This is a genomic window from Oligoflexia bacterium (assembly GCA_035326705.1).
Taxonomy (GTDB): Bacteria; Bdellovibrionota_G; JALEGL01; order JALEGL01; family JALEGL01; genus JALEGL01.
In genome coordinates, this window is the sequence record DAOLES010000001.1 from 594,500 (window position 1) to 610,759 (window position 16,260).

The window sequence follows — 16,260 nt, forward strand, 5'->3', positions numbered from 1 at the left end:
TATCATGTTTGTAGACAAAGACACAAAAAAATTAAATAGAATTAAGTTATTGAAATTATTATTTTTTATTAACAATTAACCCAAGAACAAACCCTATACCAGCGGCAATACCCAATGCTTTTAGGGGTTCTTTTTGAGTACCTTTAATGATATCTTCACTTAAATCTTGAGTTTTTTGATTTACTTTTTTAGCTGTTTCTTCAAACTTTGGTTTTAATTCAGAAATAACATTTCCAAGCTCTTCGTATTCTTTTGAAAATAAGGTTTGTAAATCATCTTTTTGTTCTTGCGCAGCTTGTTTAAGTAAATCAAGTGCTTTTTTTATAGATGAAACATTTTTTGCCATAATTACACCTCTCTAATTGTTGTTGTTTTTATCTGTCTCTATGTAAGACAAAATTTCATTGATTCTAAGTAACTTTATCCAAAACCATTGTGAGCAAATGGCAAAATATGTCAGTATAACCGCTACCATGCTCACCAAAGCCAACCAAAATTGGATACTAGACGTATAAGCAGTTTCATTTGGAAAAATAACCAAAAAATATACCGTACTGTAAACAATGGCCAGGATCATCAGAAAAAATCCACTCAGTGCCCACATAAATATTTTACGAACTTGCATGCCCAACTCTATGTATTTTGCTGCACATTGAACCTGATAACGTTTGGTTTTATAACCAATCACTGGCTTAACAATATATTGAAAAATCATCATTAGCTTATATAAAGAATTTAGTCTCATTTATTTTAACTCCATAGTGTTTCATATTCTTTTTGTAAAAGCTTGCAACCTAACCAAAGACAGTATGTAAATTTGCACAATAAAAAAGTTTACGCTTTATCATTATACCTGATCAGATCAGTAGGAGTAACAACCCCTAAAAGCTTATTACTGCCTCTTTCAACAATAAATACACGCGGATCTCTTGATTGGTCTAGTTTCTCAATCACTGTTCTAGCAGTTTCATCATCAAAAGCAATACATGATTTAAGTTTCATCACTTCATCTACCTTTTTTTGACCATGTTTTTTTTGCAACATCTCTAAATCAAAATAAGAAATCACCCCAAGCAACAAACCATCTTTACCCAAAACTGGATAAACACTATGTTTACTCTGTCTAGCTTTTTGCCAAGCATTAATCACCAATGTTCCAGATTTAATATAATCGATCTGGGTCACCATAATTTTTGCAACCGATGTCATCTCAAAAGGATCAACCTTAAAGTCCATCGCAAAAGGTAGTTTTTTCTGTTGTAAATGTCGTGCATACAAAGAAAACTTACCCAATAAGACCATGGATACCTGATCTGCAACCACACAAGCAAACATTACTGGCAGGATAATGGAGTAGTTTCTTGTCATCTCAAATAAAATAACGATTGAAAAAAATGTCCCCCGTGATGCTGCAGCAAAAAAACTGCCCATCCCCACCAATGCATAAGCTCCATAAGGCATTGTACTGTGGGGAAACAAAGCATGTACAAAAACACCATAAATCCCACCAACCAATGCTCCCATAAATAAAGAAGGTGCAAACACACCCCCTGAGCCCCCGCTACCAAGGGTTAATCCTACCGATAAAATTTTTAATAAGAACAAGGGTAACAATAAATAAATCGCCAATTTTTGTTGAAGAATCGCATTCGCTGCTTCATAGCCGCCGCCATACAACTGCGGAAAAAAATAGGCCATCGCACCAACCAACACACCCCCAACCACAGCTCGCAACCAGGCATTTTTAACCAGCTGTTGAATTTTATTTTCAACCCAATCGATACCATTGACAAATATATATGCTCCTAGCCCTGTTATAATCCCTAGAAATAAATAAAAAATTATTTCCGAATTGGTTCTAAGAGAAAACTCTCGTACTGAAAATGCAGGCTGATCGCCAAGATAATAGCGAGAAATCAAGGTAGCAAAGACAGTAGAAACAACCAGTGGGATAAAAGATTTGGCTCGCCATTCGAGTAAAATTAACTCAATAGCAAAAATCACACCTGCGATGGGTGTATTAAAAGTAGCTGCTATTCCTGCTGACGCACCACAGGCAACCAAAATTTTTAAATTCTCTTGTTTTAAACCTAGACTTTGGCCTAAAAAAGAACCTATAGCAGCGCCAATCTGAACAATAGGGCCTTCTCTTCCTAATCCCCCACCTGCTCCAATCGTTAAACTTGAAGCTAAGGTTTTAACCAAAGCAACTGGCTTACGAATAACACCAGACTTGTGTTGAACTGCTGCAATAACTTCTGGGACGCCATGGCCTCTGGCTTCAGAAGCAAATTTTTCAATTAATGCATGCGATAAAACAAAACCAATCACCGGCAAAAAAATAAACCACACTTCTTTTGTCTGTTCTAAATGATCAATTAAATTAAAGCTGATTTCTTGTCTAAATAAAATATTTTGCACAAAGCCAATCATTGCCCTAAAAGCGATTGCTCCTAAAGCTGACACAACACCAACCAATAAAGCATATATATTTAAACGATAATTAAACTGTTGCCCTATTTTATCCATAAAAAATTTATACCTAGTCCTACTATTCTTTTATTTATTCCTCTAAAACCTTTTCAATCAAACTGGTTCAAACACTTTTTGCAAAAGATTTTTCATTGTTGCTACTTTTTTAAGATAATCTCTTTTTTGCTTTTCTATAACCTTAGGGGATAACTGATTTTTTTCATGAAGAACTTTTAATACCTCATCAATAATTTCCACTCCACTTGATTGGGTATAAAAAAGACTGGTTCTCCGCATCATATAATCTTCAAGGGTTTTACAATGTTCATGTTCAATTGAATAAATCAGTTCTTGAGGATAATAAGAAAATGATTTAATCCAAGGTTTAATATCAATCTGATCTTTAGTATTAAAATAAACTTGTAGTTGTTGCCAAGACTTACCATATCGTTTTAAAAAATCTTCTGCGTGTTCTTTATTTATTCTTAACTTATTTATAAGCTCAGCTTTATTAGTTTGAATAAAATTTTCTAAATCTTCTTTGGGTGAATTTGTTAGTGGTAGTGATTCTGAATCGCATTGTGTATCTTTATTTAAATATTGTAGAATTTCTGCTACAACTTTTTCACCAACTTCTCTAAACACCGTATATTTACCCCCCACAATATTCCACATACCCTCCAAGGTAGGTTCAATTTCATAGCCTCTGGACAATTCTTGACTGCTTTTAGAATTGCGCATCACCAATGGCCGAACACCAGCCATCAAAGCAACTGGCTTTAATTGACTCAAATAATCAGATTTAACATAATGCTGCAGAGCCTGTTTAATATAGTTAACATCATTTTCATTGGCATGAATATCTTCTAAGCTTTGTTGATACTCAGTATCTGTTGTACCCACTAATATTCTATTCTTTTTCCAAGGTAGAATAAAAAAAATCCTTTTTTCATTGGGCACTTCCAACAAAAAAGCTTCTTTTAAACAAATATCTGTTTCAAACAACACATGCACACCCTTGCCAAATTTTACATTATAGCGTGAAATGTGCTTTATTTTTTGATCAATATCATTTACCCATGGTCCAGCTGCATTAACAACTGTTTTTGCTGTTACTGTACTACTGACTCCATTTGATTCAATTTGAAGATAAAAGCAATCATCCTTTTTTTTTACATTCTTTACTTCAGTGTAATTTAAACAATTGAGTCCTTTTTTTTGTGCATCCAATAACCAGTCTAAGCCCAGTCTAAAATCATCGGTTCTCGCGTCATAATAAAAGGCTGCTTTATTAAAGTTCTCTTTAAGGAAGCTATATTTTTTTTGAATACTTTGCCCTTCTTCTACACCAAAAGAACCTATTATTTTCCTGCCTGCCAACATTTTATACATCCACAAACCTAGTCGATAGATAAAAAATGGCCTACTGTTACTGCTGTATCTGGGTATAAAAAACTTAAGTGGATAAACAGCATGCTTGGCACTTTTTAAAATTGTCTTTCTTTCAAAGAGAGCTTCATGAACCAGTTTCAGTTCCAGTGACTCTAAATACCTTAAACCACCGTGAATTAATTTTGAACTTTGACTGCTGGTGGCATTTAAAAAATCTTTCTTTTCACACAGTAAAACTTTTAAGCCTTGCAATACTGCCTCTCTTGCAACGCCAGCTCCTTGAATTCCACCACCAATAATCAATAAATCATAGTCTGTTTCTTGCATGCATAAAATACTTTAATGGCTTTATAGGGCTGGGTACAGTATTTTATCTCTTAAAATAGATTATACTTAGAATTGAGTTTGGATATTTTATTCATTGTAAGCAGAAGAATAATCTAAATATGCCTTAGATTATTTTTTGATGTTAAAAATCTTTGCTATACATTTAAAATGAGCAAAATCAAACGCTACTCTCCTCTGGCGGAAATTCAAAAAGACGCCCATATTCAATCGTTCTCTGATTATCAGAAACTTTACCAACAATCACTCAACAATATAGAAAGTTTCTGGCATGAGCAGGCAAAAAACATTTTCTGGTCTGAGCCTTACCAACAGGTTAAAGCAACCAACTTTAATGATGCTGCAATAGAATGGTTTGTCCAAGGTAAGCTTAATGCTTGTTACAATTGTGTTGACAGGCATGTTGAAGCCGGCTTAGGTCAAAAAACAGCTTTAATATGGGCTAAAGATGAAGCGGGGCAATATGAACATATTAGTTATCAAACCTTACTAGAAAAGGTTAGCCAATTGGCAAACACCCTTAAAGCTCATGGTGTTGAAAAAGGTGACCGTGTCTGTATTTACATGCCCATGGTACCCCACACAATTTTTTCAATGCTGGCTTGCGCCAGAATTGGTGCCATACATTCAGTGGTATTTGCCGGTTTTAGCAGTGAAGCCTTAAAAGACAGAATTATAGATTCTGGTAGCAAAGTCTTGTTAACCGCCAATGAAGGTTTACGAGGCGGGCGCAGTATTGCATTAAAAAACATTGTTGATAAAGCTTTAGAAGGACAAGATATTGTGCAAAGTGTGTTGGTATATCAACACACAACAACAAATGTAAATATGCAAGATGCAAGAGACTATGACTTAAAAGAACAAATGCAAAAACAAAGCACGGACTGTCCTGTTGAATGGGTAGACAGCGAAGATCCTTTGTTTATTTTATATACATCTGGTAGCACTGGTAAACCCAAAGGTCTGTTGCATACAACCGGTGGCTATATGGTATATACCTCAAATACCCATAAATGGGTTTTTGACCATCACCCAAATGATATTTATTTTTGTGCCGCAGATGTCGGTTGGATTACTGGACACTCCTATATTGTCTATGGTCCACTGGCCAATGCCGCAACAAGCGTTATTTTTGAATCCACTCCCGTTTATCCCAATGCAGGTCGTTACTGGCAAATTGTTCAAGACTTGAAGGTTAATATTTTTTATACCGCTCCTACTGCTTTACGAGCTATTGCAGCTGAAGGTAATGCATGGGTTACTGAACATGACCGATCAAGCTTGCGTATCTTGGGCAGCGTAGGAGAACCCATCAATCCAGAAATTTGGAAATGGTATTATGACATTGTCGGTGAAAAACGTTGTGCAATTGTTGATACTTGGTGGCAAACTGAAACCGGTGGTATTCTTATTTCACCCTTACCCGGAGCCACACCAACCAAACCTGGCTGTGCTACTTTACCTTTGTTTGGTATCAAGCCACAAATTCTAGACAATGAGGGCCAAATTATTGTGGGAGAAGGTGAAGGTGCTTTATGCATAGCAGATTCTTGGCCTGGCCAAGCTAGAACTATTTATAAAGACCACAAACGTTTTTATGAAACCTACTTTTCACAACACAAGGGCTATTATTTTACCGGAGATGGCGCAAAAAGAGATGCCGATGGCTATCTCTGGATAACAGGTAGAATGGATGATGTGATCAATGTTTCTGGGCATCGCCTTGGTACTGCTGAAATAGAAAGTGCTATTGTTGAGCACCATGATGTTGCTGAATCTGCTGTTATTGGCATACCCCATGACATCAAGGGTACAACCATATATGCTTATGTTGTCTTAAATCATGAGTTCAGTGAGAGTAATGCTGAACAATGGCCTGATCTTATCAAGAATCAAGTCAAAACCTTGATTGGTTCATTTGCAAGACCTGAACATGTACAAATTTGTAATGCACTACCAAAAACTAGAAGTGGTAAAGTGATGCGTAGAATTTTAAGAAAAATTGCACACAAAGATTTTGATAGTTTGGGAGACACTTCCACGCTAGCCAACCCAGAGTGCGTTGAAAGCTTAATTGAACAACGCAAGCAAATGACTTAACTCGTCATTTGATATACATCAGATAGTAAAGTAGTCCGGCCAATGACCCACCCAAGTGTGCGCCGTGGCCAATACCCAGCCCACCGCCTTTAGTTTGGGCAATTAAACCCCAAACATCAATACCAATAAAAAGCATGGAGCCAATCAAGGCCGGTACAGGTACAATTCCAAACAACAAAATTTTCTCTTTAGGAAACTTTAAAGCAAATAATAAAATGACCCCGGCAATAGCTCCAGAAGCTCCAACAGCAGGTAGCTCTGCTTGGTTCATTAAAAATTTGCTAACAACAGCATGCGCCAAGGAACCAATAATAGCTGCAAAAATATAAAAGCGCCAAAATGATGTTTTTCCAACAATATGTTCTAATACTGGCCCAAAACTATTTAATACAAACATATTAATCAACAAATGCCATAATTCAATATGAGAAAATGCAGAAGTGACTAATGTCCAAAACCTACTTTGACTTAAAGCAAGCCAACTCACGGTAAAGTTTTCAAACATAAACTCTCTGGGCAAGGTCCGCCAGAGTAAAAAAACTATAACATTTAGCGCAATACACAATGGAACAAAACTTTTTATCACAATCCTTACTATGTAACATAAATATAGATAAAAATTAACTTTATGAGCAGTATCAATTGCGCATACCGATTTTAATAAAACTATGATAAAGCAAGCCCGTGACCCATAATATAACAAATATTGATCACAACATTGAGCAAGCATTGTTAGCCTTTAAACAGAAAAAGCTTGTGGCCATCCCCACTGAAACTGTTTATGGCTTGGCGGCACCCATTAATAATGAAGCATTAATTCATAAAATTTTCAGCCTTAAGGAAAGACCCTTTTTTGATCCTTTGATTATTCATGTTGCCTCTATTGAACAAGCCAAAAGCTTAACAACTCAATGGACAGAAACGGCTCAAATGATTGCGCACACCTTTTGGCCAGGTCCTTTGACCATAATTCTGCCCAAAAAAGAACATGTGTCTGATATGATTACTGCCGGTTTACCTACGGTGGGAATCCGCTTTCCAAAACATCCACTAACGCAAAAGCTTATTAAATCATTGGGCGTTCCTTTGGCTGCTCCAAGTGCCAATAAATTCAAACAAACCAGCCCAACCCAAGTAGAACATGTAAAAAAAGCTTTTTTAGAACAAGATGTTTATATTTTAGATGGTGGCCCATGCACAGTAGGTATAGAGTCAACCATAGTTGATTTAAGTCAAACACCCATAAAGATCTTACGGCCAGGGATGCTAAACAAAAAGGACTTTGCGGCCATAGGTATTGATTGTACAGAAATAAAACATACAAGTTCTATTGAAGCACCAGGCATGATGGAAGATCACTACATGCCAAGCAAACCTTTATTTTTAACATCAACTTTTGATTTATCGATTGTAACGAATTTTTTAAACACTAAAAAAATTAAACGTTATGCTGAGTTAAAACTTCCTGATGACCCAATTATGGCAGCACGAAAGCTTTACAGTTTATTGCACCAAGATATTCACCAGGATTCATTTGTCTGCCATATAAAATCTTCTTGGCAAAAAGATCCTCAATGGTTTGGTATCTTAGACCGATTAAAAAAAGCTTCCTCAGCTATTATTGACTAACTGATCTTACCACAAAGAATTCAATATTTTTTTTCTCTCGGTCTGGGGATATTTTTCAATAGCATAGCGCAACATGGTTCTAGGCATAACCTTGTAATGCTTTTTTAAAAATGTGTCTTCTGTTGCTTTTGATTTATTACCAATTTCTCGTAACATCCACCCCACCACTTTATGAATCAAATCATGTTTGTCATTCAATAATATTTCTGCCAAATTTAAAGCATCTTCAAATTGTTTTCTTTGAATAAAGTAATAAGTGGACATCATACTGATTCTCTTGGTCCACAAATCTTTTGACTTTGACCACTTGTACAAAATAGATCTATCTTTTTCAAAAAGATAAGGACCAATAATTTTATGACAGCTGGTATCTACCAAATCCCAGTTATTGATGTTTTTAAAATTATTAATATACATTTTATAAACTTGATCTGGACTGTTTTTATATTGATGAATTAAAATAAATAAAGCCATCAATCTTTTTTCATGCCATTTTGAATCTAAAAGTTTTTGAACAGCACTCAAATCAATATTTTTATATTGTTTGGCAAGCTTTCTAAGAGCAGGAACACGAATACCTAAAAAACAATCACCTTCACCATACTCGCCTTTTGCCGTTTTAAAAAACCTCTGCGCATGTTCAGCGTAAGTTTTATTTTTTAAAGCATTAAGTTCTTTATCAATCGCTAACAAGCTCATTTATTACAACTTAGTTTGATCAATTGCGCCTAGAGCCGTAATACTGGAAAATCCTCCCCAATACATACGCTGCATATCAAAGGGAGCATTATCAAAATCAACATCTTTGAACCGGGGATCTTCCATGGCTTTTTTATTTACCGTATCTCTATCTTCTTTATTTTTGTAAACAGCAAAACCTGTTACCAAAACTTCATCCTCTTTTAAATCAACACTTCTATAATAAGAGGTGACTTCACCTAAATTAACATCGTCAGCCAAAGCTTCTGTGTAAAATAAAGCTCCATGATCTAGCCAAACTTCTGACGATAATTGAGATAGTACTTTGTATTCATCTAAACGATCTTTTTTAACAGGGATAACATAGGCATCAATATAAAACATATGGCTTAAACTCCTTCGCTCTTGGCTTTTTCAAAAACTTCTTGTCCAGTCATATTATAGGTTTCATTGGCAAAATCATAATAGTCGGGTTTATCATCAATAAAAACCTGATGATCAAATTTAAACTCTTGATTTTCAAACAATCCTGCAGGAATATAGTACTGTTGACTCTCTTTTAAACGATAAAATAAACCACTGCCACAAACTTTACAAAAACCTCTTTCTGCCCAATCTGAAGAATTATAAATTCCTACATGCTCTTGACCCGATATTTGAACATCTTGCCCACATTCTACGGCCAACATGGGGCCGCCAGCAACTTTTCTACACATACCACAATGGCAGGCACCAACTGCTGTCTTGGCCTGATTTGCTTGCATTTTTACGGATTGACATAAACAACTGGCAGTATTTTTTGGCATGGTTCTTTTCTCCTTTGTTTTGTTAGTACGTTACATTATGCTGTACTTCTTCGGCAAAGATTTTTTCAGTTATTTTCCAAAATTTATCTTGTTTTCTGGCTATGATAAACGCCGGCATTCTAAACTGTTTTTGTGCAGCAATAACATCTTGAATAGAATTGATATTGATTGGCATTTCTGGTCTTTTCATATGCGAGCGTAAAAAATTAATATGAAACTTCTGAATGCTGGTTCGGTTATTTAAATAATAATACTCAGACAAAGCGTTGGCATCAAAATCATAATATTTAATTTGTAAAAAATCATTGCCATTTTTATCTTTTCTTTCTTGCCATTCAACATGATCTGGAATCAGGACATGGGCTGTTTTAGACAACTTGGCTTGCTTTAGTTTTTCTTCTGCACTCACCAGTTCATGCTGGCAGCTGGTACATGTCCTTGCCGTCAGATCATTTTGTTCACCACATTTGTCACATAGCTTAAATCTAAATCTATAAGCACAGGGTTTGATGGTGTACGATTCATGATCAAACACACCTCCTTTGCATTTTCTACCATAGTGTTCAATCACATAACCTTCATCATCAACAATACCCCAAAAAGTATTTTCAAAAGAACATTGCGGACATTCAACTAAGACAGGTACAGAGTTGGATGTGGTTTTTCTATCACTGATTTGTGGACTGTAAATATCATAACTCATGCCTGTATAGTCCAAAACAAAACAATCTTTTTTATGGTTATCTAAACGCAAACCTCTACCCACAATCTGTTGATACAAACTAATAGACTCAGTGGGCCTTAAAATAGCAATGACATCTACATGCGGAGCATCAAAGCCTGTGGTCAAAACTGATACGTTTACCAGGTACTTAAATTCTTTTTGTTTAAAAGCTTCTATAATTTGATCACGCTCTAAATTTTCTGTTTCTCCAATAATTAAACGTGCTTCACCCGCTGGCAAATATTTAAGAATATCTTTGGCATGCTTAACCGTACTGCTAAAAATCATCACGCCTTGACGATCATATTTTTCAGTAATATCAACAATATTTTTTATGATGAGAGGTGTTAGACTGCGTTGCTGTTTTAACAATTCATCCACTTCTTTGCTTGTATAAAGTTTTCCGGGCTCTGCTAGTTCAGAAAAATCATAGCAAGTAACAGGAATATTTACTTTTACAGGAGGGGTTAAGTACCCATGCTTAATCATATACTGCAATGGAAGCTCAAAAATACAATACTGAAAAAATCTGGGCTCCGTTGTTTTCACCTCACCACTCTCTGCATAATTGTACAACCAACCCAAATCTGTTCTGTAGGGAGTGGCTGTTAAACCTAGAATACATAAATCATTGTTTTTAGATTTCAGTTTTTGAATGACTTTTCCATATTGGGTATCAGAATCAATGTTGACTCGGTGACACTCATCAATCACCAACAAAGTAAAAGCCTCAAAGAAATTGTCCGTTGCATTAGCAACAGACTGAATACTGCCAAAAATAACTTTGTCTTGGCTTTGTTTTTTATTTAAACCTGCAGAGTATACTCCAGCTTTAAGGCCATAGCTTTCAAATTTAGCATGATTCTGCTCAACCAGCTCTTTGACATGCGCCAAAACCAAGACCCTGCCTTTGGCAACACGTGCCAGCTCAGCAATCACCAAACTTTTACCTGCCCCAGTGGGCAAAACAATCAAGGCTGGATCGCGCTTTTTTTGAAAATACCTAATGGTACTCTCAACAGCTTGTTTCTGATACGAGCGCAAAGTATACATAACATTCACTCATAACAAAAAGTGTTTTCAGGCTCCAGATCTTTAATGATTAAAATTTTAAAAATTTTCTATAGACAAAGCATATAAAAAGATCTAGTAGAATTAAAGATTGGGGGAATCATGCGGCAAGTACTTGTTATATTTATTAGTTTAATTTTTTCATCTTACAACACGTTAAAAGCGTCCAACCCCACTTTATATGAACTTAAAGCGGCTTTGGAAAAATTTGAAATCAAGTACAACCCTAGCAACCCAAATGACTTTAAATTTAGGAAAAGTCATGTTAATCGTCTAGATTTTAAGTTGAGTTGGGCTCCTATTTCAGACACTAAGTTTATGGCACTTGAAAATTCATATCTTATTACAGGTAAATATAGAATCCACTTTGTTACAGATCTGAAGTATTTAAGTGAAAGCTTGTATAACCTTAATTATCAACAATATAAATCCTTGGTCAATAACTTACCAACAGACTATGGAATAATATTATTAACTCAGTTTTTTCTGAATGGTTGGCAATCCAATTTTCCAAATTTTTATGAGCAATGTGAGCAAAAAAGAACAGTACAATGCATTGAAACCATTAATAACTTAATTTCTATATCTACAATCTGGAAACAATATTTAAACCTTGATTCGATTTCAGCTTACAATGACAATTTTGAAGAAGTTTCTCAAACCATTGACCAATGGATAGGTACAGAGCGCTACAGTATTTTTCGCTATATTTTTCCATAATAGAGAATATATTGATGGTAACTTAATTTTCTGAAAATTTAAACTTATACCCCACACTACAGCTTAAAACCTTTCTCTTTAAAACTTACTTCATACAAAGCTTTTGCTTTTCATCCAGCTCTGCCCAGCGTTGATACATTGTTTCAACTTCATTCTCTAAAGCATTCAACTGTTTTGACAATTCAATTAATTTCTCAGGGTTACTGACAACGGCTTCACTGGTAATTTCGCGTTTAACTGCTTCGAGCTGCTCTTCTTTTTCCTGAATATGCGACTCAATATGCTCTAGTTCATAACTTTCTTTATAGCTCATTTTTAATACATTTGAGCTTTTCTTTTTTTGGGTTTGTTTTAATTGTTCAAGTTTAGCTTGCTCTTGCTTTTTACGTTCATTCTTCCAATCTTGCCATTGTAAATAAGATTCAAAGCGAATAAGCTCTCCCTCTTCATCATTTAATAAATCGTTTTTTTCTGTAAAGGCTATAATACTGTCACAGACCTGCTCCATGAATAACCTGTCATGTGTTACTAAAATAACTGCCCCGGTATAACTTTTTAAAGCATCTCTTAACACATCCAAGGTTTCTATATCTAAATCATTGGTTGGTTCATCTAAAACAATAATAGGTGATGGTTTGAGCATTAACTTGGCCAGCATCAAGCGTGCCTTTTCTCCTCCAGATAAAGCTTTAACAGGCATATTAAACTGTTCTTTTTTAAAATTAAACCTATTTAAATAGGCGTCAATAAACCAAGGTGTCCCGTTAACAAAAACATGCCCACCTTGGCTGTCTAAATTTTCTATTAAACTTTTTTCTAATTCTAAACCTGCTCTTGCTTGATCTATATAATTGGCAAATAAATTCTCTGCCCTTTCTATATGTCCTGCATCCACATTTTCTTCACCCAACAAACACCGTATCAGAGTGGTTTTACCCACGCCATTTTTGCCTAATAAAGCTATTCTTGAGCCTGCCATTAAATTCAAATCAAAATTTTTAAACAAAGTTTTATCAGCATAAGCTTTTGATATTTTTTTAGCCTCTATAAGTTTTTTAGGTAACTTTTCATTGACGGAAAACTCAATGCTAAGATCACGCTTTTTATTCAGTGCTCTTAAAGCCTCAACTTCAGTTTTTAACTTATAGACATTTTCTATCCGGGCTTTGGCTTTTGTTGTTCTTGCTTTGGCACCTTGTTGCAACCATTCTGTTTCTCGACGCAAAACATTAGCTTGACTTGACTCTAAAGATTCTTGTGTCTGCAATATATTTTCTTTGTGTTGTAAATAATGATCATATGACCCATCAATTTTTAACAAGCCATCTTTATATTTTGGATCTAAATCAAAAATTGTATGACATACATTTTGCAAAAATAAGCGATCATGACTGACACACAGTAAAGTTAAGTTTTTTTGCTGTTCAAGATAATCTTCCAACCACAATAAACTTTCAATATCAAGATGGTTGGTGGGTTCATCTAAGATTAATAAATCTGGTTGTTTCAATAACTCTCTAGCCAATGCTACTCTTTTTTGCTGTCCTCCTGATAGAGTTTTAAGTTCAGCATGCCTATTGAAACTTCCCGTATCAAGACCTAAGCGAGATATGAGCTCTTCTGCCATTGACCGTTGCCGTTTGTCAAAAGCATCCTCTAAAACAGCTAAAAGTTCCTCTTCAATTGTTTCGTGTTTAAATGTAGGGATTTGATCTAAATATCCAAATTTTAAATTTTGTGAATAAATGACTTGGCCAGAGTCAGCTTTCAACTGACCTGCAATAATATTCAATAAGGTCGACTTTCCAGCTCCATTGGGTCCTAATAAACCAATTCTATCTTGAGGTTGAATTGCAAAACTTAAGTCTTTAAAAAGCTTTTTTACGCCATGCGCTTGGCTTAACTGATTAACGCTTAAAAGTGGACTTGACATAATGTTGCTGTAACCTACTTTAAAATAAAAAATAGTCTAGCACAAAAATAATATTCATATTGTTTTAAACAAAGGTTAATCTTAAGCACCAGACATAACTTAATGAACCATATCAATAGTTTTCCAATAACCTCTTTTAAACCTTATGAATAGTATTGCATTAATAATTGTTACGTAAAATAGGACACTGATCCATGACAAAATAAGTGCATTAGAATGACTTTTTAACATATATGTAGGAAAAACCATAAACGGCCATGGAATAATTAAGGCCATTAAAGAAACAAACTTTGTATCTCCTGCCCCTTTCAGAGCAAAAGAAATATTAAGGTACATACTATCTAAAATAGTAAACGCTCCAACAATCATTAATAACGTAGGAACTGTATTGCTCACTTCTAACCATAATACTGGATTGGCTTCGTTTTTAAACCAAGACAAATAAAACTCAGGAAACACAATAAAGCTTAAAGCCACTGTTAAGATGTAAACAAATGATATTTGTACTCCCCCCCAAGTGTATTCTTGAGCTTGTTCTGGTTGTTTCTCTCCCATTTTTTGACCAACCAAAGTCAATACGGCTTGCGCAACCCCCATGGCAGGTAAAACTGCCAATAACATAATAGTAACGGAGATACTTGAACTGGATAAGGCTACATCACCGTTTTTTAAGTTACCCATCATGATTAAAAAGACAGTAAATGCTAAACCTTCTAAAGCCCATTGAAAACCACTAGGAATGCCATAACGAATAAATTTTTTCATCAGCTTTAAGTCAAGTTTGATGGATTGAAAAAGATTGTATCTTTTAACTTTTTTATGGGTTAATAATAAATAGATTCCATAAATCACTGCGCAATATGTTGCCAAGGCTGTGGCATAACCAGCACCGGCTATACCGTAAGCATCAAAACCTAAATTTCCTGAGATTAAGCAATAATCCAGGATAACATTAAATAATAAACCTATAAGGTTGATTCCAATCACTTGTCTGCTTAAGCCTAAACCTGTAAAAAAGCCACTAATGGCCGCAACCAAGGCTGTAGGCAAAGCAGAAAAACTCAATGCATTGTAATAAATGATCTCTAATTTTTGTATGTTATCTGAATGCCCCACAAATTCAAAAAATGGTTTTGAAAAAAAGTTCAAAGCAAAAAACAAAATTCCCCCAATAATACTGATATAAATACTTTGCCATAGACTACTTGCAATTTTATGCTCCTTTTTTGCTCCAAAAAACTGTGCAACAAAGGTAGTCACATAGGCCGCAGTTTGCTGTAATAAAGCCATAGGTACCCAAAAGACCCCCATGACTGCCATGGCAGCACCTAAGGCTTCTGTTGAAAAACCACCTAAAAAAATTCTATCAATGGTTAATTGTAAATTCCAAAAGCTATTGGCAATAATCAATGGCCAAGCAATTGCCCATATTTTTTTATACACTTCTTTTTTCATATTAAAGAATCCAGTTCTAATAAAAAATTAGCTTGTATAGCTATACTATTTAAGTAAAAAAATCTTGTTTTATTAAAAGTTTAAGCGCGACGCCGCTAATCTTGCCTTTTAATCTAAAGAACAGCCATCAGTAGTATATTTAATGATTAAGCGTTAAATCAAAATAATTGCATAATTTTCTTTTGTTACCAAGGTAAAGCTTCACCATTGGCATGCCAAAAAGTACCGGTATCAGCAAAGCTCTTTTCTTCAATCAGTTTTATTAACTGCTGGGCAGATTCAGTTGCACTTATATTTCCAGTATGTTGAGTCATATCTGTTTTAACATAACCGGGATGTAAAATTAGGACTGTTATTTCTTTGTCTTTCGCATCAATACTTAAATTTTTTGCAGCCATATTAACCGCAGCTTTTGACATCCTATATCCATAATTGTTACCAGAACTATTATCCGCAATTGAACCTACTCTGCTACTCAATATTGAAAATTTTGTTCCTTTGTTCATGAATGGTAAAAAACTTTTAAAACTCAAGATTGGTCCAATGGCATTTACGTGGAACTGTTTAAGTAAACCTGTTTCATCCAGTGTTTCTAGACGGTCTCCTTTAAGAATTCCTGACACATGAATCACTTGATCAAAGTGAATGTCTTTTATTGTATTCAATGCATGTTTAGCTGAAGTAAACTCTTGAACATCAAAACCAGTAATGATTTTTTTGGGCTTTACTTGCTCCAAGTCTGCTGATGAACGCCGACAAAAAGCATAGACATTATGTCCTGCTTGTACATACTGTTTAACCAACTCTAAACCAATGCCTCTATTAGACCCAATAATTGCAATGTTCATGTTATCTCCTAAGTCTTCAATTCATTATGATTAATAGACACTATCAGAAAAAGTAATAACATCAAT

General features: G+C 35.0%; 15 protein-coding genes. 3 read left to right on the forward strand and 12 right to left on the reverse strand.

All coding sequences use genetic code 11. The features are described 5' to 3' along the window. Window positions 1–58: 58 nt before the first annotated feature. The 4 genes from PKC21_02755 to PKC21_02770 all read right to left on the reverse strand — a co-directional run bounded on the left by PKC21_02755 (window position 59) and on the right by PKC21_02770 (window position 4,191). Window positions 59–346, reverse strand: a complete 288-nt coding sequence (locus tag PKC21_02755; protein HMR24252.1) for a hypothetical protein — start codon at window positions 344–346, stop codon at window positions 59–61. A gap of 12 nt (window positions 347–358) precedes the next feature. Beyond that, window positions 359–718 carry a hypothetical protein gene (locus PKC21_02760; protein ID HMR24253.1) on the reverse strand — a complete coding sequence of 120 codons (360 nt, stop codon included), beginning with the start codon at window positions 716–718 and terminating at the stop codon, window positions 359–361. 116 nt (window positions 719–834) lie between these two features. Next, on the reverse strand, window positions 835–2,529 hold the full coding sequence (locus PKC21_02765) for a chloride channel protein (GenBank protein HMR24254.1): 1,695 nt from the start codon (window positions 2,527–2,529) through the stop codon (window positions 835–837). A 57-nt stretch (window positions 2,530–2,586) separates the two neighbouring features. Next, entirely contained in the window at window positions 2,587–4,191 is a 1,605-nt protein-coding gene (locus tag PKC21_02770) for a glycerol-3-phosphate dehydrogenase/oxidase (protein ID HMR24255.1), read from the reverse strand. Between the two features lie 168 nt (window positions 4,192–4,359). Here PKC21_02770 and acs point away from each other — a divergent pair, with 168 nt between their 5' ends. Then, window positions 4,360–6,309 carry an acetate--CoA ligase gene (gene acs, locus PKC21_02775; GenBank protein ID HMR24256.1) on the forward strand — a complete coding sequence of 650 codons (1,950 nt, stop codon included), beginning with the start codon at window positions 4,360–4,362 and terminating at the stop codon, window positions 6,307–6,309. 4 nt (window positions 6,310–6,313) lie between these two features. On the opposite strand, the gene PKC21_02780 is transcribed toward acs, so the two are convergent. Continuing rightward, the gene (locus PKC21_02780; GenBank protein ID HMR24257.1) at window positions 6,314–6,895 is read right to left on the reverse strand and encodes a rhomboid family intramembrane serine protease; all 582 of its coding nucleotides are present in this window, start codon (window positions 6,893–6,895) and stop codon (window positions 6,314–6,316) included. Window positions 6,896–6,993: 98 nt separating this feature from the next. On the opposite strand from PKC21_02780, the gene PKC21_02785 reads away from it, so the two are divergent. Next, the gene (locus PKC21_02785; GenBank protein HMR24258.1) at window positions 6,994–7,938 is read left to right on the forward strand and encodes an L-threonylcarbamoyladenylate synthase; all 945 of its coding nucleotides are present in this window, start codon (window positions 6,994–6,996) and stop codon (window positions 7,936–7,938) included. 6 nt (window positions 7,939–7,944) lie between these two features. Here the strand turns inward: PKC21_02785 and PKC21_02790 are convergent, their stop codons facing one another. From PKC21_02790 to PKC21_02805, 4 genes are all read right to left on the reverse strand, one after another. Continuing rightward, on the reverse strand, window positions 7,945–8,637 hold the full coding sequence (locus PKC21_02790) for a DNA alkylation repair protein (protein ID HMR24259.1): 693 nt from the start codon (window positions 8,635–8,637) through the stop codon (window positions 7,945–7,947). 3 nt (window positions 8,638–8,640) lie between these two features. Continuing rightward, on the reverse strand, window positions 8,641–9,021 hold the full coding sequence (locus PKC21_02795; GenBank protein HMR24260.1) for a DUF1428 domain-containing protein: 381 nt from the start codon (window positions 9,019–9,021) through the stop codon (window positions 8,641–8,643). Window positions 9,022–9,026: 5 nt separating this feature from the next. Continuing rightward, entirely contained in the window at window positions 9,027–9,401 is a 375-nt protein-coding gene (locus PKC21_02800; protein ID HMR24261.1) for a GFA family protein, read from the reverse strand. A 64-nt stretch (window positions 9,402–9,465) separates the two neighbouring features. After that, window positions 9,466–11,220 carry a DEAD/DEAH box helicase gene (locus PKC21_02805; GenBank protein ID HMR24262.1) on the reverse strand — a complete coding sequence of 585 codons (1,755 nt, stop codon included), beginning with the start codon at window positions 11,218–11,220 and terminating at the stop codon, window positions 9,466–9,468. Window positions 11,221–11,340: 120 nt separating this feature from the next. Between PKC21_02805 and PKC21_02810 the strand changes: the two genes are divergently transcribed. Further along, a complete protein-coding gene (locus tag PKC21_02810) occupies window positions 11,341–11,958 on the forward strand; it encodes a hypothetical protein (protein ID HMR24263.1) in 618 nt (205 codons plus the stop codon). Between the two features lie 85 nt (window positions 11,959–12,043). On the opposite strand, the gene PKC21_02815 is transcribed toward PKC21_02810, so the two are convergent. From PKC21_02815 to PKC21_02825, 3 genes are all read right to left on the reverse strand, one after another. Beyond that, window positions 12,044–13,891, reverse strand: coding sequence for an ABC-F family ATP-binding cassette domain-containing protein (locus tag PKC21_02815; protein HMR24264.1), 1,848 nt, complete (start codon window positions 13,889–13,891; stop codon window positions 12,044–12,046). Between the two features lie 99 nt (window positions 13,892–13,990). Further along, window positions 13,991–15,346, reverse strand: coding sequence for an MATE family efflux transporter (locus PKC21_02820; protein HMR24265.1), 1,356 nt, complete (start codon window positions 15,344–15,346; stop codon window positions 13,991–13,993). Window positions 15,347–15,531: 185 nt separating this feature from the next. After that, window positions 15,532–16,194 carry an SDR family oxidoreductase gene (locus tag PKC21_02825; GenBank protein ID HMR24266.1) on the reverse strand — a complete coding sequence of 221 codons (663 nt, stop codon included), beginning with the start codon at window positions 16,192–16,194 and terminating at the stop codon, window positions 15,532–15,534. Window positions 16,195–16,260: the final 66 nt, after the last annotated feature.